23 protein-coding genes are annotated in these 22708 nt (G+C 64.9%); 7 read left to right on the top strand and 16 right to left on the bottom strand.

What is annotated here, in order from left to right; all coding sequences use genetic code 11:
• The first annotated feature begins 112 nt into the window (after nt 1–112).
• Nucleotides 113–1459: an NAD(P)-binding domain-containing protein gene (locus RBB18_RS11535; RefSeq protein ID WP_103762378.1), complete on the top strand. Its 1347-nt coding sequence runs from the start codon at nt 113–115 to the stop codon at nt 1457–1459.
• A 143-nt stretch (nt 1460–1602) separates the two neighbouring features.
• Here RBB18_RS11535 and RBB18_RS11530 read toward each other — a convergent pair whose 3' ends face one another.
• From RBB18_RS11530 to modA, 6 genes are all read right to left on the bottom strand, one after another.
• On the bottom strand, nt 1603–3267 hold the full coding sequence (locus RBB18_RS11530) for an iron ABC transporter permease (protein WP_306110665.1): 1665 nt from the start codon (nt 3265–3267) through the stop codon (nt 1603–1605).
• A gap of 104 nt (nt 3268–3371) precedes the next feature.
• Nucleotides 3372–3524: a hemin uptake protein HemP gene (gene hemP, locus RBB18_RS11525; protein ID WP_371931639.1), complete on the bottom strand. Its 153-nt coding sequence runs from the start codon at nt 3522–3524 to the stop codon at nt 3372–3374.
• Nucleotides 3525–3544: 20 nt separating this feature from the next.
• The gene (locus RBB18_RS11520) at nt 3545–3709 is read right to left on the bottom strand and encodes a hypothetical protein (protein WP_170067151.1); all 165 of its coding nucleotides are present in this window, start codon (nt 3707–3709) and stop codon (nt 3545–3547) included.
• Between the two features lie 100 nt (nt 3710–3809).
• Nucleotides 3810–4916, bottom strand: coding sequence for a molybdenum ABC transporter ATP-binding protein (gene modC, locus RBB18_RS11515; protein WP_306110664.1), 1107 nt, complete (start codon nt 4914–4916; stop codon nt 3810–3812).
• Complete coding sequence (modB, locus tag RBB18_RS11510; protein WP_306110663.1) at nt 4913–5617, bottom strand: molybdate ABC transporter permease subunit; 705 nt, start codon at nt 5615–5617, stop codon at nt 4913–4915. Before modB ends, modC begins: the two co-directional genes overlap by 4 nt.
• Nucleotides 5614–6375 carry a molybdate ABC transporter substrate-binding protein gene (modA, locus tag RBB18_RS11505; RefSeq protein ID WP_306110662.1) on the bottom strand — a complete coding sequence of 254 codons (762 nt, stop codon included), beginning with the start codon at nt 6373–6375 and terminating at the stop codon, nt 5614–5616. Before modA ends, modB begins: the two co-directional genes overlap by 4 nt.
• A 199-nt stretch (nt 6376–6574) precedes the next feature.
• Here modA and RBB18_RS11500 point away from each other — a divergent pair, with 199 nt between their 5' ends.
• The 5 genes from RBB18_RS11500 to ptsP all read left to right on the top strand — a co-directional run bounded on the left by RBB18_RS11500 (nt 6575) and on the right by ptsP (nt 12371).
• Entirely contained in the window at nt 6575–7045 is a 471-nt protein-coding gene (locus RBB18_RS11500; RefSeq protein ID WP_306110661.1) for an NUDIX hydrolase, read from the top strand.
• 78 nt (nt 7046–7123) lie between these two features.
• The gene (locus RBB18_RS11495) at nt 7124–7585 is read left to right on the top strand and encodes a DUF1178 family protein (protein ID WP_274592445.1); all 462 of its coding nucleotides are present in this window, start codon (nt 7124–7126) and stop codon (nt 7583–7585) included.
• Nucleotides 7586–7651: 66 nt separating this feature from the next.
• Nucleotides 7652–8296 (top strand): SDR family NAD(P)-dependent oxidoreductase, encoded by a 645-nt coding sequence (locus tag RBB18_RS11490; RefSeq protein WP_306110660.1) that lies wholly within the window; start codon nt 7652–7654, stop codon nt 8294–8296.
• A gap of 101 nt (nt 8297–8397) precedes the next feature.
• Complete coding sequence (locus RBB18_RS11485) at nt 8398–9636, top strand: aspartate kinase (protein WP_103762372.1); 1239 nt, start codon at nt 8398–8400, stop codon at nt 9634–9636.
• A gap of 461 nt (nt 9637–10097) precedes the next feature.
• Nucleotides 10098–12371: a phosphoenolpyruvate--protein phosphotransferase gene (gene ptsP, locus RBB18_RS11480; protein ID WP_245890429.1), complete on the top strand. Its 2274-nt coding sequence runs from the start codon at nt 10098–10100 to the stop codon at nt 12369–12371.
• Nucleotides 12372–12416: 45 nt separating this feature from the next.
• Here ptsP and RBB18_RS11475 read toward each other — a convergent pair whose 3' ends face one another.
• Nucleotides 12417–13205 carry an EcsC family protein gene (locus RBB18_RS11475; RefSeq protein WP_103762514.1) on the bottom strand — a complete coding sequence of 263 codons (789 nt, stop codon included), beginning with the start codon at nt 13203–13205 and terminating at the stop codon, nt 12417–12419.
• Between the two features lie 31 nt (nt 13206–13236).
• On the bottom strand, nt 13237–13722 hold the full coding sequence (locus RBB18_RS11470) for a GNAT family N-acetyltransferase (protein ID WP_103762371.1): 486 nt from the start codon (nt 13720–13722) through the stop codon (nt 13237–13239).
• Nucleotides 13723–13817: 95 nt separating this feature from the next.
• Between RBB18_RS11470 and RBB18_RS11465 the strand changes: the two genes are divergently transcribed.
• On the top strand, nt 13818–14426 hold the full coding sequence (locus RBB18_RS11465; protein ID WP_103762370.1) for a flavin reductase family protein: 609 nt from the start codon (nt 13818–13820) through the stop codon (nt 14424–14426).
• Between the two features lie 158 nt (nt 14427–14584).
• On the opposite strand, the gene RBB18_RS11460 is transcribed toward RBB18_RS11465, so the two are convergent.
• From RBB18_RS11460 to RBB18_RS11425, 8 genes are all read right to left on the bottom strand, one after another.
• A complete protein-coding gene (locus RBB18_RS11460; RefSeq protein ID WP_103762369.1) occupies nt 14585–16216 on the bottom strand; it encodes a SulP family inorganic anion transporter in 1632 nt (543 codons plus the stop codon).
• A gap of 104 nt (nt 16217–16320) precedes the next feature.
• Nucleotides 16321–17334 carry an NAD-dependent epimerase/dehydratase family protein gene (locus RBB18_RS11455; protein WP_306110659.1) on the bottom strand — a complete coding sequence of 338 codons (1014 nt, stop codon included), beginning with the start codon at nt 17332–17334 and terminating at the stop codon, nt 16321–16323.
• A gap of 79 nt (nt 17335–17413) precedes the next feature.
• Nucleotides 17414–18463 (bottom strand): diguanylate cyclase domain-containing protein, encoded by a 1050-nt coding sequence (locus RBB18_RS11450; RefSeq protein ID WP_306110658.1) that lies wholly within the window; start codon nt 18461–18463, stop codon nt 17414–17416.
• Nucleotides 18460–19053, bottom strand: a complete 594-nt coding sequence (locus RBB18_RS11445; RefSeq protein WP_274592450.1) for a heme NO-binding domain-containing protein — start codon at nt 19051–19053, stop codon at nt 18460–18462. The genes RBB18_RS11450 and RBB18_RS11445 overlap by 4 nt, the downstream gene beginning before the upstream one ends.
• Nucleotides 19054–19156: 103 nt before the next feature.
• The gene (locus RBB18_RS11440) at nt 19157–20719 is read right to left on the bottom strand and encodes a trimethylamine methyltransferase family protein (protein WP_306110657.1); all 1563 of its coding nucleotides are present in this window, start codon (nt 20717–20719) and stop codon (nt 19157–19159) included.
• An 89-nt stretch (nt 20720–20808) separates the two neighbouring features.
• Nucleotides 20809–21699 carry a DMT family transporter gene (locus tag RBB18_RS11435; RefSeq protein ID WP_306110656.1) on the bottom strand — a complete coding sequence of 297 codons (891 nt, stop codon included), beginning with the start codon at nt 21697–21699 and terminating at the stop codon, nt 20809–20811.
• Nucleotides 21696–22400 (bottom strand): HAD family hydrolase, encoded by a 705-nt coding sequence (locus tag RBB18_RS11430; RefSeq protein WP_103762363.1) that lies wholly within the window; start codon nt 22398–22400, stop codon nt 21696–21698. The genes RBB18_RS11435 and RBB18_RS11430 overlap by 4 nt, the downstream gene beginning before the upstream one ends.
• Nucleotides 22401–22421: 21 nt before the next feature.
• Nucleotides 22422–22706 carry a DUF3572 domain-containing protein gene (locus RBB18_RS11425; RefSeq protein WP_103762362.1) on the bottom strand — a complete coding sequence of 95 codons (285 nt, stop codon included), beginning with the start codon at nt 22704–22706 and terminating at the stop codon, nt 22422–22424.
• Between the last annotated feature and the right edge of the window lie 2 nt (nt 22707–22708).

The following is a 22708-nucleotide window of genomic DNA, read 5'->3' as shown; positions in this document are numbered from 1 at the left end:
ACGCTCCATTAAGGAATCCTTGACAGACTGGTCCAGCCTTTGGCTTAGTAAAAGGAACCAAAAGAACCAAAGTCAATAATTGGTCCACACCAATCTAGGGAGATAAAATAGAATGGCCAAGAAAAGAGTTGCCGTCATCGGCGCGGGACCGTCCGGACTGGCGCAATTGCGCGCGTTCCAATCCGCTGCAGACAAGGGCGCCGAGATCCCCGACATCGTCTGCTATGAGAAACAAAGCGACTGGGGCGGCCTGTGGAACTACACCTGGCGCACCGGCGTCGCCGAGGATGGCGAGCCCTGCCATGGTTCGATGTACCGCTACCTGTGGTCCAACGGCCCCAAGGAAGGTCTGGAATTCGCCGACTACACGTTCGACGAACATTTCGGCAAGGAAATCGCCAGCTACCCGCCCCGCGCCGTGCTCTTCGACTATATCGAGGGCCGCGTGAAAAAGGCCGGCGTGCGCGACTGGATCCGCTTCAATAACGTGGTCCGCGACGTGCGCTACGACGACAAGACCGAGAAGTTCACGATCACCGCCCGCGATTCCAAGGCCGACAAGGAAACGACGGAAGAGTTCGACAACGTCATCGTCGCCACCGGCCACTTCTCCACGCCCAACGTGCCCCACTACCCGGGCTTCGACACGTTCAACGGCCGCATCCTGCACGCCCACGACTTCCGCGATGCCCGCGAGTTCGAGGGCAAGGACATCCTGCTGATGGGCTCCTCCTACTCGGCCGAGGATATCGGCTCGCAATGCTGGAAATACGGCGCCAACTCGATCACCACCTGCTATCGCTCCGGCCCCATGGGCTATGACTGGCCCGACAACTGGGACGAGGTTCCGGCGCTGGAAAAGGTCGACGGCAAGACCGCCTATTTCTCCGACGGTCACACCCGCGAGGTGGACGCCATCATCCTGTGCACCGGCTACAAGCACCACTTCCCGTTCCTGCCCGACGACCTGCGCCTGAAGACCGCCAACCGGCTGGCGTCCGACGATCTCTACAAGGGCGTCGTCTGGATCGAGAACCCCAAGATGTTCTACCTCGGCATGCAGGACCAGTGGTTCACCTTCAACATGTTCGACGCCCAGGCCTGGTGGGTGCGCGACTGCATCATGGGCAAGATCGCCCTGCCCGACAAAGCCACGATGGAGGCCGACTGGAAGAAACGCCAGGCCGACGAGGACGCGCTCGAGGACGATTACGCCTGCATCCGCTACCAGGGCGACTATATCGAGGAGCTGATCGCCGAAACCGACTATCCCAGCTTTGACCTCGAGATGGCCTGCCAGCAGTTCTATGCCTGGAAAAAGCACAAGAAGAAGGACATCATGGCCTTCCGCGACCACGGCTATGTCTCGCCCATGACCAACAAGCAGGCGCCCGCGCACCACACCCCGTGGAAGGACGCGCTGGACGACAGCCTCGAAAGCTACCTGCAAACAAGCTGAACCGATTATGCGCCGGCTCGCCATGCCGCGGGCCGGCGCATTCGCTGGCACGGCTCTTCCTCTGGCCAGAAATATCCCGGAGAGCGCGAGAGGCAGCGCCTCTCGCCCCGGTCGGTGCGGGCGCAGCCCGCGGCGAAACCGCTTTACCCAGCTTTGACCGCAGCCCCCAGTCGCGCCGCCCGGCGCCCGGGCTCCTCACGTCCGATCGACCGGCACAGCACGATTACCGGCAACAGCCCGAACGCCACCAGCACCAGTGACGGCACCGCCGCCTCGTGCAGCCGTTCATCCGCGGCCAGCCGGTGCGCCTGTACCGCAAGCGTCTGAAAGTTGAAAGGATGCAGGATCAGCGTGGCGGGCAATTCCTTCATCACGTCCACGAACACGATCAAGAGCGCCGTCAGCACCGAGGACCGCGCCACCGGCAGATGCACCCGCATCAACAGCTTCGGCCCCGACTGGCCCAGAGACCGCCCGATGGCATCGAAATGCCCCGGCACCGTCGCCATGCCGCTGTCATAGGCGTTCAGGGCCGCGGCCATGAACCGCGTCATGTAGGCCAGCACCATCAACCAGATCGACCCGGTGATCAGAAGCCCCGTGTCGATCCCGAAGTTACCTTCCATGAACCTGTCGATCAGGTTGTCGAGCGCGGCCATCGGCACCATCAGCCCCACGGCGATGACGCCCCCCGGCACCGCGTATCCCAGCCCGGCACCAACCACCAGCGCCTTGCTGCCCTTTGTGGGGCGGGTCCGGGCGCGGAAGCCGATCAGGATCGCGCCCAGAACCGTCAGAACCGACGCCACCGTGGCAAGCACCACCGAGTTCTGCATGAACCCGATATAACGCGCCGCGAACAGGTTCTGGCCCGAGCCGACGGCCATCGTCCCCAGCATGATTACCGGCACGATGAAGCCCAAGAGTACGGGAACGACACAGATTAGCGTCGCGATCCATCCCGCACCGCCCGTCAGGCGCGGCTTCTCCAGCGCTTCGAACCGGGCGCCCCGGCCTGCCGTCTGCGCGCGGCCCCGCTGCGCCCGCTCCAACCCCGCCACCAGCAGGGCGAACATCAGCAGGCACAGCGACAGTTGCGCCGCCGCGGGCCGGTCCCCCAGCGAAAACCACGCTTGGTAGATTCCCGTGGCAAAGGTCTGCACGTTGAAGAAGGCAACCGTGCCATAGTCCGCAATCGTCTCCATCACCGCCAGCAGCGCACCCCCCGCGATGGCAGGCCGTGCCATGGGCAACGCCACGCGCCAGAACGCCTTCATCGGGGACTGCCCCAATGTCCGCGCCACAAGAAAGGCGTTCGACGATTGCTGCCGGAACGACGCCCGCGCCAGCAGGTAGACATAAGGATAAAGTACGATGATCAGCATCAGCGCCGCACCGCCCAGGCTTCGGATTTCGGGAAACCAGTAGTCGCGCGGACCCCATCCCGTGACGTCGCGCAGCAGCGTCTGAACCGGGCCAGGATGGTCCAGCAGATAGGTATAGGCATAGGCCAGAACGTAGGCCGGAAAGGCCAGCGGCAGCGCCAGCGCGATCTCCAGCCAGCGATGCCCGGGAAAGCGATAGACCGTCACCAACCACGCGGTGACCGACCCGATCACGGCCGTGGACACGCCCACCACCATCACAAGGATCAGCGTCGTCGCGGTGTATCGCGGCAGGACGCTGGACAGCACGTTGCGCCACGTATCCAGATCACCGGTGAACGCCGCCAGCGCCGACGCGAGGATAGGCGCCACGCAGAGTGCGACGATGATCCAGGCCAGGCGATGCAGCAAGCTTTCGGACATCCGGCGGGTCCCCTTGAAAACGACCGCCTTTCGCTGCCACATCCGGGCCGAACTTGCCAGCAGAAACCTGACAATAATGGTTTACCCGGCCCGGCGCCGGGACCTCACTTCGTCAGGATAAGCTTGCCCGCGCGCGTGATCCGCAAAGTATAGACCTTGCCATCCAGCGTGATCTGCGCGGTCGTTTGCCCGCGCGTCAGCTCGCGGGCATCATGCGCGGTGTCGCCCGCCTCGCTTGCCGCAACAAGCTGCGGCATCTCCTTTGTCTGCGCGCGGATCATGCCCCCGGCTCCCCGGCGGTCTGCAACAGCCGCTCCAGCATAAGGTCAAGGCACAGCCCGCTTGTCATTGCGGCTTCGAGAAGGGTGAAGGAACGGGGTTCCGGCAACAGTTTTTGCCGCGGCTCTCGGCCAGCACTTTCGGGGTGAGGCATCACACGCATGATCGCGCTCCATTGCTTGCGATTTCGGGGGATGGCTGACCTTGCAGGCTGGCTTTAGATATTTCTGATTGATTTAGTCAGAAAAGTCAACGGTCGGATTTCAACCCGGCGACACACCCGCCGCGCCGCCGATGCTGCCACGCGGAATCGCGGTTGCGTTCAGGATCGCAAAGCATGTCATGCCAGGCTCAAGCCCCATCTCGGTCGCCGCCCGTTGCGTGATCCGTGCCAGGAACACATCGTCGCCCGCGCAGAGCTGCACCGCAACGCCCGGCCCCATCCCGCGATGCAGCGCCATAACAGCGACAGGCAGTACATTGTGCGACGACAGGCCCTCGGGCGCCGCCTTCGACAGCAGAACATCCTGCGCCAGCACCCGCAGCCGGATCGTGCTGCCCTCCGGCGCCACCACTCCGGGCAACAACAACTCGCCCCCCGACAACGCCAAACGGCTCAAACCGTCCGGCCCGTGCTCGGCCACGCGCGCAGGCAGGATCGCACCCGCCTCCCTGATTCCCACCAGCGGCAGCGCCTTGGGGTCGCTCAGCACCGCCTCGGCCCTGCCCGACAGCACCACCTGCCCGCGCTGCATCACCACCAGCTCGTCGGCCAGCCGCGCCACCTCGGCAAGATTGTGCGACACGTAGACGATCGGCACCTGCGCCACGTCGCGCATCCGTTCCAGGTAGGGGAAGATCTCGTCCTTGCGCGGCTCGTCCAGCGCCGCCAAGGGCTCGTCCATCAACAGCAAACGCGGCCGCGACAACCACGCCCGCGCCAGCGCGACCCGCTGTTTTTCGCCACCCGACAGCGTGCCGGGCCGGCGCTCCAGCAGCGCCTCCAGCCCCAACAGCGCCACAACCCGTTCCATCTCTGTGCGGTCCAGCCCCCCCGGTACGAACCGCGCCCCGTATTCGATATTGGTCCCGACGCTCATATGTGGAAACAGCCGCCCGTCCTGAAAAACATAACCGATGCGCCGTCGCGCCGCCGGCAGATGCACCCCTTGGGCGCCGTCGAACAATACCGTATCGGCCAGCGCGACCCGCCCGGCATCGGGCCGCAACAGCCCCGCGATGGCATTGACGACGCTGGATTTCCCGGCGCCCGATGGCCCGAAAAGCGCGGTCACCCCGGCGCCGGCCTGGAACGCCACATCCAGGTCCAGTCCCGGAAACCGATGCCAGATCTCGACGCTCAGGCTCATCGTGGTGCCTCCTGCCCGATGCGCCGCGCCACGCGCCGGGCCAGCCATTCTGACACCAGGACCGCGCCAAGCGCCACGATGATCGCCAGCAAGACAAGTCGGATCGCCGCCGCCTCGCCGCCCGGCACCTGCAGGAATGCGTAAACTGCCGATGGCAGCGTCTGCGTCTCACCGGGAATGTTGGCAACAAATGTTATGGTCGCGCCGAACTCTCCCATCGCCTTGGCAAACCCCAGCACAACCCCCGCCAGGATCCCGGGCGCAATCAGCGGCAGCGTCACCGTGCGAAACCGTGCCGCCCGCCCCGCGCCCAACGTCTCGGCCGCCTCCTCCAGCTTGGGGTCCACCGCCTCGATCGCCAGCCGGATCGCCCGCACCATCAGTGGAAATCCCATGATCCCCGCTGCCAGCGCCGCCCCGGTCCAGCGAAAGGCCAGCACGATGCCCCAGTCCGCCAGCACCCGGCCAACGACGCCGTTCCCCCCGAAAGTCAGCAGCAGCAAGTACCCGGTCACCACCGGTGGCAGAACCAGCGGCAGATGCACCAGCGCACTCAGCAGCGCCTTGCCCGGAAACCTCTTACGGGCAAGCACCCAGGCCACCGCGATGGCCGGCGGCAGGCTGATCGCCACGGCCCATGCCGACACTTTCAGAGACAGCGTCAGCGCGGCCCACTCAGCCTCGCCAAGGCCAAGGGTCATGGCGAGTCCCCGAGACGGGTAAAGCCATGCGCGACAAAAGCTTCACCGGCGCTTTCGGAGGCCAGGTGTTCAAGCACCGCCCGCGCCCCATCGCTGTCCCGCCCCGTGACCAGTGCCAAGGGATAGACAATCGGCGCGTGCAGGTCCGGGTCGATCCGGGCCAGGACCTGCACCCCCGGATCGGCTTGCGCATCGCTGGCATAAACCACGCCCAACGGCACCTCGCCGCGCGACACAAGGGCAAGCGCGGCGCGGACATTTTCCGTCTCGGCCAGCTGGGGGCGCAGTGCCTCCCAAAAGCCAGCCGCCTGCATCCATTCCCGCGCGTATATGCCGGCCGGCACCGCCTCCGTATGCCCCACGGCCAGCCGCCCCGAACCCAGACGCTCAAGCAGGGTGTCGGCGTTCAACTCGCCCAGATCTTCCGCGCCCCGCGGCCCAACCAGAACCAGCCGGTTGCCCAACAGGTCCTTGCGCGTCGAAACCGCAATATGGCCATTCTCTTCCAGCCAATCCATCCAGGCCACGTTGGCCAGAATCACCACGTCCGCCGGGGCGCCCTGCGCCACCTGCCGCGCCATGGTCCCCGACCCGCCATAGGACACGCGGGCGTCGACCCCGGACCCGTCCAGCGCCGCCTCCAGCGCGCCGCGCAACGACGCCGCCGCAAAGATCGTCACCGGCCCGTCGGACCGGGCCGCCCCGACACTGGCAAGGACCGTGCAAATGATTGTGAAAACGCCGAAAATCCGTATCATGTCCCAAGTATCCTGCACTTGAGGATGCGACACAAGACCCGCCTGACGCCCCGCCTGTTGCACAGGACATGCCCCCGCCGCCACGGTCCGAAGTGTTTTTTTCAGACCATCATCGAAATTTCATGTGAACCAGCGATAATCATGTTAATACTACGTATATACGTTTCGGTCTGAGCAGGTGGGCACCAGAGATACCCCAATGACCTTACAGGGCAAAGATCAGCTTCCACTCTCGCTGCGGATCGCGGACAAGCGCGATGTGCGCAGCCAGTTCGGCGCGCTGTGCTACCGCATGAAGGGGGGCAAGCCGCAGGTCCTTCTGATCACGTCGCGGCGCACGGGCCGCTGGATCATTCCCAAGGGCTGGCCGATGGAAGGCAAAACGCCGGGGGAAAGCGCCCTGCGCGAAGCCTGGGAAGAGGCCGGCGTGCGCGGCAAGGTGACCGGCACCTGTCTTGCGCTGTTTTCCTATTCCAAGGGCGTCGGCGCGGCCGACAAGCTGCCTTGCGTCGTGTTGGTCTATCCCGTCAAGGTCGATGCCTTGCTTGACGACTTCCCCGAGGCCGGTCAACGCAAGCGCCGCTGGATGAGCCTCAAGAAAGCCGCCAAGCGCGTCGGCGAGCGGGAACTGGCGCATCTCTTGAAGTCATTCGACCCCCATCGCCTCTGACGTGTAAATCACTCGCCCGACTTGATTTTTACTGCATTCCGCCTATTTTCACGAGTGGTTTCGCAGCGGAGCAACCAGGTGATCAAGTTCACCCTCAAATGTAATCAGGATCACCAGTTCGAAAGCTGGTTCCAGTCTGCCGAAGCGTTCGACAAGCTCGACGCCGCCGGCATGGTCTCTTGCGCCGTCTGCGGCTCGGACTCGGTGACAAAGGCGTTGATGGCCCCCAGCGTCCGCGCCAGCCGCAATGCCGCCCCCGTACCTGCACCGACATCGGCCGCCCCCGACACTGAACCATCGCGCCTTTCGGTCCCGACCGATCCCCGTGGCAAGGCCATTGCCGAACTCAGAACCCAGATCGAGAAAAACTCGGAATATGTCGGCCTCGAATTCGCGGCACAGGCCCGCGACATGCATGATGGCCTGACGCCCAACCGCGCCATCTATGGCGAGGCGAAGCCCGAGGAGGCTCGCAAGCTGATCGACGATGGTGTGCCCGTCTTGCCCCTGCCTTTCGTGCCGCGCCGCAAAGCGAATTGATCTTTTGCCTTGTCTCCGCTCTCCCGTGAGGCAAGCGTTTTCACCTTCACCACAAAAGGACGTCCCATGCATGTCGTGATCACAGGCGCCAACCGCGGGATCGGCGCCGCCCTCGCGGACCGGTTCAGTCAGCGTGGCGAAACCGTCACCGGCACCTCGCGCGACCCCAAGTCCGACCACACGCTGGACGTGACCGACCCCGCCAGTCACCGCGCCTTCGCCGCACGGCTTGACGGCACGCCGGTTGACCTGCTGGTTTGCAATGCGGGCGTTTACCTGGACAAGGGCGAGGCGCTGCCCGACGGGTATCCGACAAAGATGTGGGCCGACAGCTTCGCCGCGAACGTCACCGGCGTGTTCCTGACGGTGCAGACCCTTCTGCCCTGTCTTCAGGCCGCCCACGCAGGCAAGATCGCGATCATCTCCAGCCAGATGGCCAGCGACGAACGCGCACCCGGCGGCAGTTACATCTACCGTGCCTCCAAGGCCGCGGCACTGAACCTCGGGCGCAACCTCGCCACGGACCTCGCCCCGCTGGGACTGGCCGTGGGCATCTATCATCCCGGCTGGGTGCGGACGGACATGGGCGGCAACAGTGCCGACATTTCCGTGGACAAGGCCGTATCCGGGCTGATTCAGCGGTTCGACGCGCTTGATCTCGAGAGCACCGGATGCTTTCAGACCTGGGACGGTAAAGATCACCCGTACTGATCTACGTCGCATTTTCTTGGGCACGCGGCACGCACGCTCGGCTCTTGCCCTTCGCCGCGCACGCGCGTAAAGCACCTGCGATCTGACCCAAGGACGCAGCCATGCCCCTGCTCGTGATGAAATTCGGCGGCACCTCGGTGGCCAATATCGACCGCATCCGCCGGGCGGCGAAACGTGTCGGCGTCGAAGTGGCCAAGGGATACGACGTGATCGTCATCGTCTCGGCCATGGCCGGGCGCACCAACGAACTGGTGGGCTGGGTGGACGAGATCTCGCCGATGTACGATGCCCGCGAATACGACGCCGTCGTCAGCTCGGGCGAGGTGGTCACCGCCGGCCTCATGGCGCTGACCTTGCAGGAAATGGATATTCCGGCCCGCAGCTGGCAGGGCTGGCAGGTGCCGCTGAAGACGAACTCGGCCCATTCCGCCGCCCGGATCGAGGAAATTCCCACCGACAACATCAACGCCAAGTTCGGCGAAGGCATGCAGGTGGCCGTGGTCGCGGGCTTTCAGGGAATCAGCCCCGAGGGCCGCATCACCACGCTGGGCCGGGGCGGCTCTGACACGACAGCGGTGGCTTTCGCCGCCGCCTTCGGCGCAGAGCGCTGCGACATCTACACGGACGTCGACGGCGTCTACACCACCGACCCGCGCATCACCGACAAGGCGCGCAAGCTCGACCGCATCGCCTTCGAGGAGATGCTGGAGCTGGCAAGCCTGGGGGCCAAGGTCCTTCAGACCCGCTCGGTCGAGCTGGCGATGCGCTACAACGTGCGCCTGCGCGTGCTATCAAGTTTCGAGGAACAATCGGACGACGCAGGAACCCTGGTCTGCGCCGAGGAGGAAATCATGGAATCAAACGTGGTCAACGGCATCGCCTATTCCCGCGACGAGGCGAAGATGACCCTGATCTCGGTGGCCGACCGCCCCGGCATCGCCGCCGCCATCTTCGGCCCGCTGTCGGATGCGGGCGTCAACGTCGACATGATCATTCAGAACATTTCCGAGGAAGGTCGCACCGACATGACCTTTTCCTGCCCCACCAACCAGGTGGCGCGTGCCGAGAAGGCCCTGCAGGGCGCCAAGGACCGCGGCGAGATCAACTTTCACGACCTCGTGGCAGACACCAACGTGGCCAAGATCTCGGCGGTGGGCATCGGCATGCGCAGCCAGTCTGGTGTCGCCGCCAAGATGTTCCAGACGCTGCGGGACGAGGGAATCAACATCAAGGTCATCTCGACCTCCGAGATCAAGATCTCGGTGCTGATCGACCGCAAGTACATGGAACTGGCCGTGCAATCGCTGCACGACGCGTTCGAGCTGGACAAGACCGCCTGACCCCGCGCGCGGCCTCGGGGCCGCCGCGCCAGTGCCAGGTGAAACAGCACACCCACCGACGCCAGCCCGGCGAACACCAGCACGGTTGTCGCCTCGCCCAGCCGGTCCAGCATCACGCCGATCAATCGCTCAAGCTCGGCGCCACGCCCCGTCGGGTTCACCGACGGATCATGCGACATGACCGCGCTCGCCACCAGAATGAACCGGACGAAATAAATGCCTGCGAAAACATAGTGCTGCGGCGATCCGCGTCGCGGCAATGGTATCGGCATAGGGACCTTGCCTGTCTGGCGAACGAAGGTTCGTTCCAAGCGCTTAACCAAGCCGAGCTGGCAAAACATTCACGATATCCGGGCACTTGCCCGGGCTTTACCGCCCCGCGCGCCACCGGGTGACATTGCCATTTCACAATACCCGCAACCTGTGATTTAAACGTCCCGGCTCACGGCCAGAACGGCCCCATGGAAAGGCTTCCGAACGCCATGACACCTTCCGGCGATCAGATCGAGACGGACAGCCGCCAGATGCTCTCGCGCCTGCGCGCGCTCATGGCCGAGGACGCCGCCGGACAGGCCCGGCTGGACGCGATCACCACGCTTATCGCCGAGGAAATGCGCACCGAGGTCTGCTCGATCTACCTTTTCCGCGACGAGCAGACGCTCGAGCTGTGCGCCACCGAGGGTCTCAACCGCGACGCCGTGCACCAGACCCGGATGAAGCTCGGGGAAGGCCTCGTGGGCCGCGTGGCCCGCACCGGCAATGTCGTCAACACCGACGACGCGCCCGGCGCACGCGGCTTTCGCTACATGCCCGAGACCGGGGAAGAGGCCTATTGCTCGTTCATGGGCGTGCCGATCCAGCGGCTGGGCGAAACCTTGGGCGTACTGGTCGTGCAGTCCAAGCAGTCCCGCGAATACTCCGACGAAGAGCTTTATGCCGTCGAGGTCGTCGCAATGGTCATCGCCGAAATGGCCGAACTGGGCGCCTTCGTCGGCGAGGGCGCGGCCATGTCGGCCCGTCACCAACAGCCGGTGCTGTTCCGCGGCGGCATCGCCCAGGAAGGCGCGGCCCAAGGCCATGTCTGGCTGCACGAACCCCGCGTCGTGGTCACTAACCCGATCGCCGAGGACCCCACCCGCGAGTTGGAGCGCCTCGAAGAAGCCGTGGACGCCCTGCGCGTCGGTGTCGACCGCATGCTCAGCACAGCGGCCACCGGCGACAAGGAACAGCTTCAGGTGCTCGAAGCCTACCGCATGTTCGCCAATTCCAAGGGCTGGATGAATCGGATGGAGGAGGACATCGCACGTGGCCTCTCGGCCGAGGCCGCGGTGGAAAAGGAACAATCCACCACCCGCGCCCGGATGACCCAGGTCACCGATCCGTATTTGCGCGACCGGCTCCACGACCTGGACGACCTCAGCAACCGTCTCTTGCGAATCCTCACCGGCCAGGGCGCGGAAACCGGCGCGGAAATGCCAGACGACCCGATCCTGATTGCCCGCAATATCGGCCCCGGCGAATTGCTGGACTATGGCCGCCGTCTGCGCGGTATCGTGCTCGAGGAAGGTTCCGTCGGATCGCACGCCGCCATCGTGGCCCGTGCGCTCGCCATCCCGCTTGTGATCCACGCCAGCCGCATCACCAACGAGGCGCTGAACGGTGACTTTGTCATGGTCGACGGCGACCAGGGCATCGTGCACCTGCGCCCAGACGACAACGTCGTCACCGCCTTCCGCGACAAGATGGCGATGCAGGCGCAGGCCCAGGAACGCTACGCCTCGATCCGCGACAAGCCGGCGGAAACACTCTGCGGTACCCGGCTGGCGCTGCACATGAACGCCGGCCTCATGGCCGACCTGCCCAGCCTCGAAGGCTCCGGCGCCGAGGGCGTGGGCCTTTTCCGCACCGAGCTTCAGTTCCTCGTGCGCGCCCACATGCCCCGCCGGTCGGAACTGAGCGAGCTCTATGCCCACGTCATAGACGCCGCCAAAGGCAAGCGCGTCTGCTTCCGCACGCTCGACATCGGCTCGGACAAGGTGCTGCCCTACATGAAGGTGGTGGACGAGCCAAACCCCGCGCTCGGCTGGCGTGCGGTGCGCGTGGCGCTCGACAAGCCCGGCGTGATGCGCATGCAGCTTCAGGCGCTCGTGCGCGCCGCCAAGGGCCGACCGCTGTCGGTCATGTTCCCTTTCGTCGCCCAGCGCGAGGAGTTTTCCGCCGCCAATGCCGAGATGAACAAGGCGTTGGAACGCGAGCGTATCCTCGGCCATCCCCTGCCCTCCGAGATCGAGGTGGGCGCCATGCTGGAAACGCCATCGCTGGCCTTTGCACCCGACTCCTTCTACCGGGAAGTCGATTTCCTCTCGATCGGCGGCAACGATCTCAAGCAGTTCTTCTTCGCCGCCGACCGCGAGAACGAATTGGTACGGCGGCGCTATGACACGCTCAATGTCAGCTTTCTCAGCTTCATCGAATCCATCGTGAAACGCTGCGAGGCACACGACACCCCGCTCAGCTTCTGCGGCGAGGATGCCGGCCGCCCGGTCGAGGCCGCCTGCCTGGCGGCCATCGGCCTGCGCAGCCTGTCGATGCGCCCGGCCTCCATCGGGCCGGTGAAATCCATCCTGCGTCGCATCGACCTGGGCGAGCTTTACGCGGTGATCGACGGCGTGCGCAACGCGGGCGACCAATCCGTGCGCCCGGCTGTGATGGATTATCTCAAGGGCAAGCTCTGAGGCTCAGAAAATTCGTACGAATTTTCTCGGGCCCGGCCCCGATCCTCAGGCCCGCTTGACGCTCGGAAGTTCCACAAGGTCGCGAAAGTCTTCCAGCAGCTCTGCATGATCGCGGTCGGCCTCTATCGCCAGACGGCGCAGCCCGAAATGCACATGCGCCATCTGCTGGTAATAGCTGGTAAAAGCATAATTCGTCGCCGCCCCCGCCGCCGCGCCCAGCACGGGCACCGTTTGTGCGGCCAGCTTCTGGCCCAGCACCGTGGCCAGCCTTGGCGCGACCTTTGCCACAAGCGCCTGGACCGCCTTGCCGGTCACCGCAACCCGCGTGCTGAGAAACGCCAGATCGCTGCCATCGTCATGGTCCAGCGGCCCCGCCGCGGCAAAGACCTTGATACAGTCATATTGCACGCCCGGCTCGTCCGGGTCGAAGCCGTATTCCGCGGCCACATCCTGGATCGCGCGCAACAGCACCGTGGTCGTGACGGGCAGTTCTGCCAGCGCCGTGGGCAGCCCGCCCGCGCCGCCCGCCGCGCCCATCGCCGTTGTCATCGCGCGGCTCAGCCAGCCGGGACTGTCCGGAAAATAGCCACGCGAACGGTGCGCGGTCTCCATCGCCATCCGCAGCGCCCGTTCGGTGCTGTCGTCCAGCCGCGATCGCACCGGCACCGGCAGGCGTGACAACAGCCCCTCGGCCTGTCCGCCGACCATGTTCAGAACCTGGATGCCGACGTTTCCGGCCCGCCGGTGCCGCTCGGCCAGCGCCTTCAGGCGCGCCTCCACCGCGGTCGCATCTATCGCCGCCGGCAGGATCTCGGAATAGGTTTTCTTGACCATGGTGAAAAGATCGGTCACCGCGCCCGCTTTTTCAAGCGGCACGCGTGACTTTGCCGACAATCCCCTCCCATGCACCGGGGATCAATTCCATGCCAAGCACCCGCTCGGGATTGGTCGGCGGCGGCATCTTCACCTTGTCCAGCCGACTGAAACCGAACCGCTCGTAATAGGGCGCATCACCCACCAGCATCGCCCGGTCCCAGCCGGCCTCGTGCCCGATCCGCAACGCCTCGCGAATGAGGTACCCGCCCAGCCCCTCGCCCTGCCGTGTCGGGTGCACCGCGATGGGCCCCACCAGCAAGGCCCGCGCCGTGCCGATCCGCACCGGCCAGACCCGGATCGCCCCGGCCAGGATGCCATCCGCATCCCGCGCCACCAGGCACAGCGCCGCCACCGGCGCCACGCCCTCGCGCAGACGGTAGGACGACAGCGCCTCGCGCCCCGGCGCGAAGCACAGGTCGTAAAGCGCCTCGACCTCCCACCAATCCTCGCGTGTCTCTTGGCGCAGGTTGTACACAGGCGCTTTATCCTTCGAAAAACAGGTGGATCGTCGCCTAGCACGCGGTTAGGCCTATGTCCAAACGCAATCGCAAACAGCCCCGAAGGACGCCCATGTTCTACCGCCCCGAAGACGGCCACGGCCTGCCGCACAACCCGTTCAATGCCATCGTCGCGCCCCGCCCCATCGGCTGGATCTCCACCCGCGGCAGCGACGGCTCGGAAAACCTCGCGCCCTATTCCTTCTTCAACGCCGTGGCCTACGTGCCGCCGCAGGTGATGTTCTCCTCGACTTCCGCCAAGCCCGACCGGGGCGACACCAAGGACAGCGTCGCCAATATCCGCGACACCGGCGTCTTTTGCGTGAACATCGTGGAATATGCCCTGCGCGACGCGATGAACCAGACCTCGGGCCCCTGGCCGATGGAGACCGACGAGTTCACCGACGCCGCCATCGAGCGGGCGGCCTGCGAAACCATAGCATGCTCGCGCGTGGCCGCCGCCCCCGCCGCGCTTGAATGCAAACTGACGCAGATCGTCGACCTGCCCGGCAAGGCCAACAAGGTGGTGTTCGGCGAGGTCACAGGCGTCTACATGCGTGACGATTGCCTGAAGGACGGCATCTTCGACGTGCTCAGCTTCAACCCGCTGGCCCGGATGGGCTACAAGGATTACACGGTGGTGCGCGAGAAATTCGCCATCGCGCGTCCGGGCGAAAGCTAAAGGGACCGGCCGCGCGTCGCATCCGCGCTCAAATCAAGGACACGACCCCGTCCCGGGCCTGACCCGGGACCTCGATGGCAAAGGGATCCCGGATCAAGTCCGGGATTCGACATTGCGTAGGGTGGGTGAAAACCCACGCGCCCCGGACCGGCAGATCCTCAATGCCCCCCGCCAAGAACCCCGGTCTTCACATCGTAATCCACGGCCAGCCCGTAATCGGGGTCGTCATCACTATCGACCATCAGGTGCCCGGCCTTTTTCAGCATGCGGTGGCAATCCCGTGTCAGGTGCCGCAGCTGCAACCGCTTGCCCGCAGCCAGGTACTTGCCCGCCACCGCCTCGATGGCCTGTAGCGCCGACTGGTCCACGACCCGGCTCTCGGCAAAGTCCACGATCACCTTGTCTGGGTCGTTCTCAAGGTCGAACAGTTCCACGAAACCACTGGCCGAACCGAAAAACAGCGGGCCCTGCACACGATATACCTTGGTGCCGTCCATCTCCTTGCCGGTGATGGCGTGAATGCGCTTGGCGTTGTTCCACGCATAGGTCAGCGCCGACACGATCACGCCCACGACGACGGCGATGGCCAGGTCGTATTGCACCGTCACCACCGTCACCAGCACGATCACAAGCGCGTCCGAAAGAGGCACCTTGCGCAGGATCCGCAGCGAGTTCCACGCAAAGGTCCCGATCACCACCATGAACATCACGCCCACCAGCGCGGCCAGCGGGATCTGTTCGATCAGCGGCGCGGCGAACAGGATGAAGATCAGCAGGAACACCGCCGCGCAAATCCCCGCGATGCGTGTCCGCCCACCCGATTTCACGTTGATGATCGACTGCCCGATCATGGCACAGCCGCCCATCCCGCCGAAAAAGCCGGTCACGGTGTTGGCCACGCCCTGCGCGATGCATTCCTGGCTGGCGCCACCGCGCCGGTTGGTCATCTCGCCCACCAGGTTCAGCGTCAGCAGGCTTTCGATCAGGCCGATCGCGGCCAGGATCACCGCGTAGGGCAGGATGATCTCGAACGTCTCCAGCGTCAGCGGCACGGTCGGGATATGAAAGGCCGGCAACCCGCCCTCGATCGAGGCAAGGTCCCCCACCCGCGGCACGTCCAGCCCGAAGATCAGTACGATCGCGGCCACCAGCCCGATCCCGGCCAGCGGCGCCGGGATCGCCTTGGTCAACCGCGGCATCAGCCAGACCACTGCCATGGTCAGCGCCACCAGCGCCAGCATGGTATATAGCGGCGCGCCCGACAGCCATTCGCCCCCGCTCATGCCGTGGCCCGTGTTTTCCATCGTGCCGGGCACCTTGAACTGGCCCAACTGTGCCAGGAAAATCACGATGGCGAGGCCGTTGACAAAGCCCAGCATCACCGGGTGCGGCACAAGACGGATGAACTTGCCCCAGCGCAGCACCCCCGCCGTGATCTGCAAGATCCCCATCAGGACCACCGTGGCAAACAGGTATTCCACCCCGTGCTGCGCCACCAGCGACACCATGACAACGGCCAGCGCGCCCGTCGCCCCGCTGATCATGCCGGGGCGCCCGCCGATCAAAGCCGTGATCAGGCCGACGATGAAGGCCGCGTAAAGCCCCACCAGCGGATGCACACCCGCGACAAAGGCAAAGGCCACCGCCTCGGGTACCAGCGCCAGCGCAACGGTCAGTCCGGCCAACAGCTCGATCCGCAACCGTGACACGCTCAGCCTCTCTCCGGGCGTCAGGCTCAACTCGGACAAATCGAAGCGTTTGGCCCAGTCGGCCAGCAAGGTGCGTTTCACGGGGGCTATCCTGATTGGGTGTCTCTGCGCGAGCGTCCCCCCTAACGCGAACCCGCGCGATTGACCATTGCCAATTTCAGAACCCGGCCATGAACGTAGCGAAATTACTTGTCGTAATATTCACGGAACCAGGCCACGAACTGGCGGACCCCGTCGCGCACGTCGGTATCCGGGCTGTACCCCGTCAGGCTTTGCAACAGGCTGGCATCGGCCCAGGTGGCCGGCACGTCGCCTTTTTGTATCTCCATCAGGTTGCGCTCGGCGGTCATGCCCAGCGCCGCCTCGATGGCATCGACGAAATCCGTCAGGCGCACCGTCTTGGAATTTCCGATATTGACCACGCGATAGGGCGCCACGGGCGACAGGCTGTCGCCCTCGGCAATCGCCTCTGGGCCTTCGGGTCGCACCGGGGCCGCGTCCATCAACAGGCGGATTCCGCGCACCAGGTCAGTGACATAGGTAAAGTCACGGTACATCTTGCCGTGGTTATAAACGTCGATCGGCCGCCCCTCCAGGATCGCATCCACGAACTTGTAAAGCGCCATGTCCGGCCGACCCCAAGGCCCGTAGACCGTGAAAAATCGGAACATCGTTGTCGGCAGGTTCCACAAATGGGCATAGGAATGCCCCATCGCCTCGGTCGCCTTCTTGGTGGCGGCGTAGATCGTCATCGGCGTGTCGGCCTTCTGCGACTCGGTATAGGGCATGTCGGTCTCCGCCCCGTAGACCGAACTGGTCGAGGCCATCAGCAGGTGCCGCACCTCGTGACGTTTTGCCGCCTCCATCACGTTGAAGGTGCCCACCACGTTCGCCTCGATATAGGCGCGCGGGTTTTCCAGGCTGTAGCGCACACCCGCCTGTGCCGCCAGATGCACGATGATATCCGGTGCGCAGGCATCCACGGCGCTGTCCAGCGCCGCGACATCTTCCAGCATCGCCTCGGTCGCGGTGAAATTGGGTGACTGCAACAACATCTGGTGCCGCCGCGCCTTCAGCGACACGTCGTAATAATCGGTCATGCCGTCAAAGCCATGCACGACCATCCCCTCGTCCAGCAGCAGCTGCGCCAGGTGGTATCCGATGAAACCGGCCGTTCCCGTGATGAAAACCCGTGTCATGCGCGTGTCGTCCCCGCTGCCCCGTTCCGCCGGTCATTCGTTAGCTGGCACCGCCGGGCCGCACAAGACCCGGGGAGCCTCAGACAGGGGTCACCGCGTCCCCGGGCCGTGATTCCACTGCCTTGCGCAGCGCGGGCGCGAAAGCCTTGTGGCACCCCCGGCCTGCCTGCTTTGCGGCATAAAGCGCAAGATCCGCATCGTCCATCATGACCGCCAGCCGCGGCGTGGCATAGGTGCCGCTGCGCGTCGTGCCGATGCTGCCGGATATCCGCGCAACCTCGCCGTTGAAGGCGACCGGCTCTTCCAGCCGCTCTATCAGCCGCCCGGAAATGCGCGACAGCTCCTCTTCCGAGGTGCACCCGACCAGGATCAGGACGAATTCATCGCCGCCCACGCGGATCACCGTGTCGCCCTTGCGGATTTCTTCGCGCAGGATCTGCGCGACCCGCCGCAACACGTGATCGCCGGCCGCGTGGCCCAGGGTGTCATTCACCGATTTGAAAAAATCGAGATCGAGATGCATCAGCGTAAACGCTTCTTCGCTTTCGGTCAGCCGACGTATCGCGGGCTCCAGTGCGCGGCGGTTGCCCAGGCCTGTCAGCGTATCGGTATGAGCCTCCTGCTCGGCCACCACCTTCGCGCCCTGAAGCCGCTGGTTCAGTTTCTGCCAGGCATCGGTCACCACCGCCTTGGCCTCGACCAGGTACAGCATTTCCACCGCCAGGTCCGTCACCGCAAAATCCGCGCTTCGCAGGTCGTGGCGGCCCACGGCGTCCATCACGCCGATCCCAAAGGACAAATCGACGATAACGCCACCCGGCGGGCCCAGCGCCCGGTCCTCGGGCAACGGCACCGCGACAGCCTTCAGCTCGGTCTCGACAGGACCGCGCAATACGCAATGCAGCCGCCGCCCCGCCGCCGCGCGCAACCCCGGCACACCCGGCTCCAGCCGCGGGCGCCTGACCTCGAACAGATCGAGGAAATCGCACCCGATCAGACCCTTGGCATTCAAAACCTTCCTCGCCGTCGGACCCGCGTGCGTGATGCGCCCCATGGCATCCACGATCAGATGCATCGGGCACAGCACGTCCAGCAGCGCCCCGAGGCTCGCGATCGCACCGGGCCTCATCCGGCGTCGCCCAGCACGAAACTGCGCCCGGTCGCAAACGCCGCCTCCAACAGTTGAACATCAATGGTTTCGACACCATCGCGGCATCCCTTGTGCTCCAGCAGAACCAGTGCGCCATAATCATCCGCCATGGCCCGCAACAGCCCCAGCAAAACGTGACCGAAGGCAAAACCCGCCGTCCCCCGTTTCCCGACCGTGACCGAGAACACCTGTTGCCCACGATCCACCAGCGCAACAGGCGGCAAGTCCAGCTGCGGCGCCGCCAGCCGCGCCCGCGCCGGCAGGTCGTCCAACGAATGCAGAAAATCGGTGAAATCCGCGCCCGAGAACCGCAACAGCCGTCGCAGCGCGGCGGCGGTGGGGTGCGAAACCAGGTAGGTGCCGATATCCTCCAGGATCTCGGCCTCCGCCTTGTCCAGAAGCTGCGCGGCCTGCACCAGTACATCGCCGGTCAGCGCGTCCGGGTAATCCAGCATCGCCTCGAATTCAGGCGGCGCAAGGTCCGCCCGGCGCGCGATCTCTTCCCAAGCCTCATGCCCGTAGGTATCCCGCAAAAACAATTCTATGGCCCGGTTGATCAGCCCATGCATCCTGTGCTCCCGAATTCGGTCAAGCGTTGGCACAACCGAATTAAGAAGCCTTGAACGTTTCAATTTGTCTTTAATAAATTGACCGGCCGGGTCTGCACGGCGCTCAGAAATCGGTCGGAGCGCCGCCTTCCTCCTTCCGCCGCGCGACAAAGGCCGCCAGTTCCTCGCGGATGCCCTCGTCCATCGGCGGCGCCTCAAAGCTCGCGATGATGTCCCGGAACACCTGGTGCGCGCGCTGTGGCGTCCACACGCCGCCCGCCGCCTCCCACGCCTCGAAATTGCGCCAATCGCTCAGGAATGGCTGATAGAACGCGGTCGTGTATCGGTCCTGCGTGTGCTGAATACCAAAGAAATGCCCCTGGTTGCCCACCTCGCGCACCGCCTCCACGGCAATCTCGTCCGGCCCTGTCGCCGTCACCTGCGGGTCCATGTAGCGCTGGATATGCTGCAATATCTCGCAGTCCATGATGAATTTCTCGGGGCTGGCTATCAGCCCGCCTTCCAGCCAGCCGGCGGCGTGATAGACCATGTGCGCCCCCGACTGCACCGCCGACCACAGGCTGTTCGAGGTTTCCCACACCGCCTGTCCGTCGGGGATGTTTGCCGCACACACGCCGGAGGCCCGCATTGGCAGGCCATAGAACCGCGCCAGTTGCCCCGTCATCTGCGTCGCGCGCATGTATTCCGGCGTCCCGAACGCCGGCGCGCCCGATTTCATGTCGACATTGCTGGTGAACGTGCCGATCGCGCAGCCCACGCCGGGCCGGATCGCCTGCGCCAGCACGATCGCGCACAGCCCCTCGGCCAGTGATTGCGCCACGGCGCCCGCCATCGTCACCGGCGCCATCGCCCCGGCCAGCGTGAAGGGCGTCACCACCAGCCCCTGGTTCCGCTTCGCCAGCCGGATCCAGCCGTCCAGCATCGGGAAATCATGCTTCAGCGGCGATGTGGAGTTGATGTTGGAATACATGTGCGGGCTGGCCTCGAACTCTTCGTCCGTCAGGCCGCCGGCGATGCGCACCATCTCCATCACGTCCTCGACCCGTTCGCGGCCCAGGCAATAGGCATGCGCGACCTTGTCGGTCAGTGTCAGCTTGTCATAGAGCACATCCAGGTGCCGCACGCTGGCATGCACGTCCTGCGGCTCCACCGGATAACCGCCGACAAAGTGGATGCAGTTGAAATACTGGCTGAGTTTCAGCAGGTTGGCGCACATTTCGCGCGTGCCCGTCACCTTGCGGCCTATGCCCATATCCCAATAGCTGGGCGGCGACGAGACATTGCCGAAATTAAGGTGCCGGCCCCCGATCGTGATCGCGTGATCCGGGTTGCGCGGGGTGATGGTGAACTCGCTCGGCGCCTTGCCGATCATCTCCATCACGAAATCGCGGCCCATCCGCACATTCTCGCCGTTGATGTCGCAACCGCCGGTGCCGCGCAGGATTTCGACCGCCTCGGGGTTCAGAAACTCGATCCCGATCTCTTCGAGGATGCGCATCGCGCCATCGTGGATTGCCTGGATGCCCTCGTCCGTCAACGGCTCGACCGGCCGGTCGATGTTGATCGGCGGGTTCCATGGCATTTGCTCGATGACGGCCGTACCCCGTCGCGTCGCGTTTCCGGCCCGTCCGCCGCTGCGTTTCCTGCGTGTGGCTGTCTCTGCCATGGTGAGTCTCCTCGAAAGGCTGCCTTCCATGCAATCACCGCGCGGGCCCGCTCGTTTGCCGCTTTGCGACAGAACCTGTCGCAGGTGAACTATCTCGGCACGATCAGCGCCGACCGCCGCCGCAGGATCGACAGGTAAATGGCGAGGCTGCCCACCACGATGGTACCGCCGACCAGCATCGCCACTGTCGGCCGCTCGCCCACGCCGATCCAGACCCACAGCGGACCCAGCACCGTTTCCAGCAACATCAGCAGACTGACATTGGCCGTGAGCGTGTATCGTGCCGCCAGCGACAGCATGAAGAACGACACGGGCAGCACCACGCCCCCGGTGATCGCCATGGCCCAGACCCGGCCCTCGAACATCGCCTCCACGCCGGTCAGCGACCAGCCGATCACACCCGCGATCCACGCGCCGACCCCGATGGCCAGCAGGATCGGCAACTCGGGGCTTGCGCGCACCGTCACGAAGTTCAGCGCCAGCACGAACGCCACGCCAAGGCCAAAGATCGCCCCCGTCGCAGCAGCCCGGTTCAGCGCCACGTCGCCATGCCCGCCGCCCAGCACCGCAATGCCGATCCCCGTCATCACCGCCGCGATGGCCGCCCAGGTCAGCGCCGATGTCGACTCGCCGGTCACCACCCGGCTCAGCAGCGCGGAAAAGACCGGCACCGCGGCCACGCCCATCAGCACCATCGCCGCCGGGGCCGAGGCGATGCCAAGGCAGAACAGCATCGAGTTCAGCACCTGCGCCGCCACGATCAACAGCCCCGGCCCGCTCATCAGCCGGGCGATATCGCCCGCCCTGTCCCGGCTGATACCGGCCCAGGCCAGCACCATCATCGTGCCCATGAAAAGCCCGCGCCATCCGGTCATCTGGAAGCCTTCCATGCCCGACAGCCGCATCAGCATCGCATCGGGCGTCAGCACCAGCGTGCCGAAAAGCGCCAGAAGAATGCCCCGGGACAAACCTGCGCTCACGTTGTCATCCAGGTCGGGATTTGCCCGATATCAGTCAGGACCACATCGGCATGGGGGCGCAATTCGTCCGAGCATGCCGGTCCGGTCAGCACCGCGATCGTCTGCATCCCCGCCGCACGCCCCGCAATCAGGTCATGGGTGCTGTCGCCCACCATCGCCACGCGCGCGGGGTCCAGACCGGCTGCACGGGCGAACGCCAGGCACGGCCCAGGGTCCGGCTTGGCCCCGTGGCCGGAATCGAACCCGGCGATGAAATCGAAGAATCCGGTGACATCGGCTTCGCCCAGATGGGCGCGGGCCCCATACTCGGTATCGTTCGTGGCAACGCCCAGCGCGATGCCCTCTGCCTTCAGCGAAGACAGGAATGGCGCAAGCGGCACCGCTTCGGCCTGCGGCGCGGTGGCCGAGGTCTGCATCAGGTAAAGTTCCAGGTCGGCCACCTCTCGCCCCGGCAGCGCCCGCGCCACGCATTCCGCCGCCTCGCGGTTGGTGCCCGCGATGATCGGGCTTGTCGGCGCGAAACGCATGGCGCCAAGGTCGTAATGCATTTCCGCCGCCAGCCTGGCCCTGACAGCCGCATCGCCGTCGGCAAGATCTTCGATCAGTCCCCCGGCCCAGGTGCTCCAGGTGGTGTGAAAATCGAACAGCGTACCATCCTTGTCAAAGAGCAGCCCATCAATCTTTCTTGCGGGTTTGTTCACCTTATGGTCCTCAAAATTAATTCATGTCCAATGGGTCTGAATCCCGCCCGGAAGGGCCGCGCGGGCCTCGACAACCGCCTCGGGCGGCACATTCGCGGCCTCGCTGAACTCCATGATCCACGCGTCGTCCATCAGGATAAAATCCATCAAAGAGGCAAGAAAATCCGGATCTTGCGCACCATCGCGCAGATCATCCCGCCCTGCCCCCGTGGCCCCCATGAACACGTCCAGCAGGTTCTCGTGACCTGCGATCCAGCCCAACGCCTTGAGCGCGACAGTCTCGGCGGCTTCTCGCTGGTCGGCCATAT

It is taken from the genome of Roseovarius sp. MMSF_3298 (assembly GCF_030733705.1).
Taxonomy (GTDB): Bacteria; Pseudomonadota; Alphaproteobacteria; order Rhodobacterales; family Rhodobacteraceae; genus Roseovarius; species Roseovarius confluentis.
This window is presented reverse-complemented; position numbering and strand designations above follow the sequence as displayed.

Excerpts from the sequence above, each read along its gene's own strand:
- RBB18_RS11535 (WP_103762378.1), top strand. The coding sequence starts at position 113 with ATGGCCAAGAAAAGAGTTGCCGTCATCGGCGCGGGACCGTCCGGACTG.
- RBB18_RS11530 (WP_306110665.1), bottom strand. The coding sequence starts at position 3,267 with ATGTCCGAAAGCTTGCTGCATCGCCTGGCCTGGATCATCGTCGCACTC.
- hemP (WP_371931639.1), bottom strand. The coding sequence starts at position 3,524 with ATGCCGCAGCTTGTTGCGGCAAGCGAGGCGGGCGACACCGCGCATGAT.
- RBB18_RS11520 (WP_170067151.1), bottom strand. The coding sequence starts at position 3,709 with ATGCGTGTGATGCCTCACCCCGAAAGTGCTGGCCGAGAGCCGCGGCAA.
- modC (WP_306110664.1), bottom strand. The coding sequence starts at position 4,916 with ATGAGCCTGAGCGTCGAGATCTGGCATCGGTTTCCGGGACTGGACCTG.
- modB (WP_306110663.1), bottom strand. The coding sequence starts at position 5,617 with ATGACCCTTGGCCTTGGCGAGGCTGAGTGGGCCGCGCTGACGCTGTCT.
- modA (WP_306110662.1), bottom strand. The coding sequence starts at position 6,375 with ATGATACGGATTTTCGGCGTTTTCACAATCATTTGCACGGTCCTTGCC.
- RBB18_RS11500 (WP_306110661.1), top strand. The coding sequence starts at position 6,575 with ATGACCTTACAGGGCAAAGATCAGCTTCCACTCTCGCTGCGGATCGCG.
- RBB18_RS11490 (WP_306110660.1), top strand. The coding sequence starts at position 7,652 with ATGCATGTCGTGATCACAGGCGCCAACCGCGGGATCGGCGCCGCCCTC.
- RBB18_RS11485 (WP_103762372.1), top strand. The coding sequence starts at position 8,398 with ATGCCCCTGCTCGTGATGAAATTCGGCGGCACCTCGGTGGCCAATATC.
- ptsP (WP_245890429.1), top strand. The coding sequence starts at position 10,098 with ATGGAAAGGCTTCCGAACGCCATGACACCTTCCGGCGATCAGATCGAG.
- RBB18_RS11475 (WP_103762514.1), bottom strand. The coding sequence starts at position 13,205 with ATGGTCAAGAAAACCTATTCCGAGATCCTGCCGGCGGCGATAGATGCG.
- RBB18_RS11465 (WP_103762370.1), top strand. The coding sequence starts at position 13,818 with ATGTTCTACCGCCCCGAAGACGGCCACGGCCTGCCGCACAACCCGTTC.
- RBB18_RS11455 (WP_306110659.1), bottom strand. The coding sequence starts at position 17,334 with ATGACACGGGTTTTCATCACGGGAACGGCCGGTTTCATCGGATACCAC.
- RBB18_RS11450 (WP_306110658.1), bottom strand. The coding sequence starts at position 18,463 with ATGAGGCCCGGTGCGATCGCGAGCCTCGGGGCGCTGCTGGACGTGCTG.
- RBB18_RS11445 (WP_274592450.1), bottom strand. The coding sequence starts at position 19,053 with ATGCATGGGCTGATCAACCGGGCCATAGAATTGTTTTTGCGGGATACC.
- RBB18_RS11440 (WP_306110657.1), bottom strand. The coding sequence starts at position 20,719 with ATGGCAGAGACAGCCACACGCAGGAAACGCAGCGGCGGACGGGCCGGA.
- RBB18_RS11425 (WP_103762362.1), bottom strand. The coding sequence starts at position 22,706 with ATGGCCGACCAGCGAGAAGCCGCCGAGACTGTCGCGCTCAAGGCGTTG.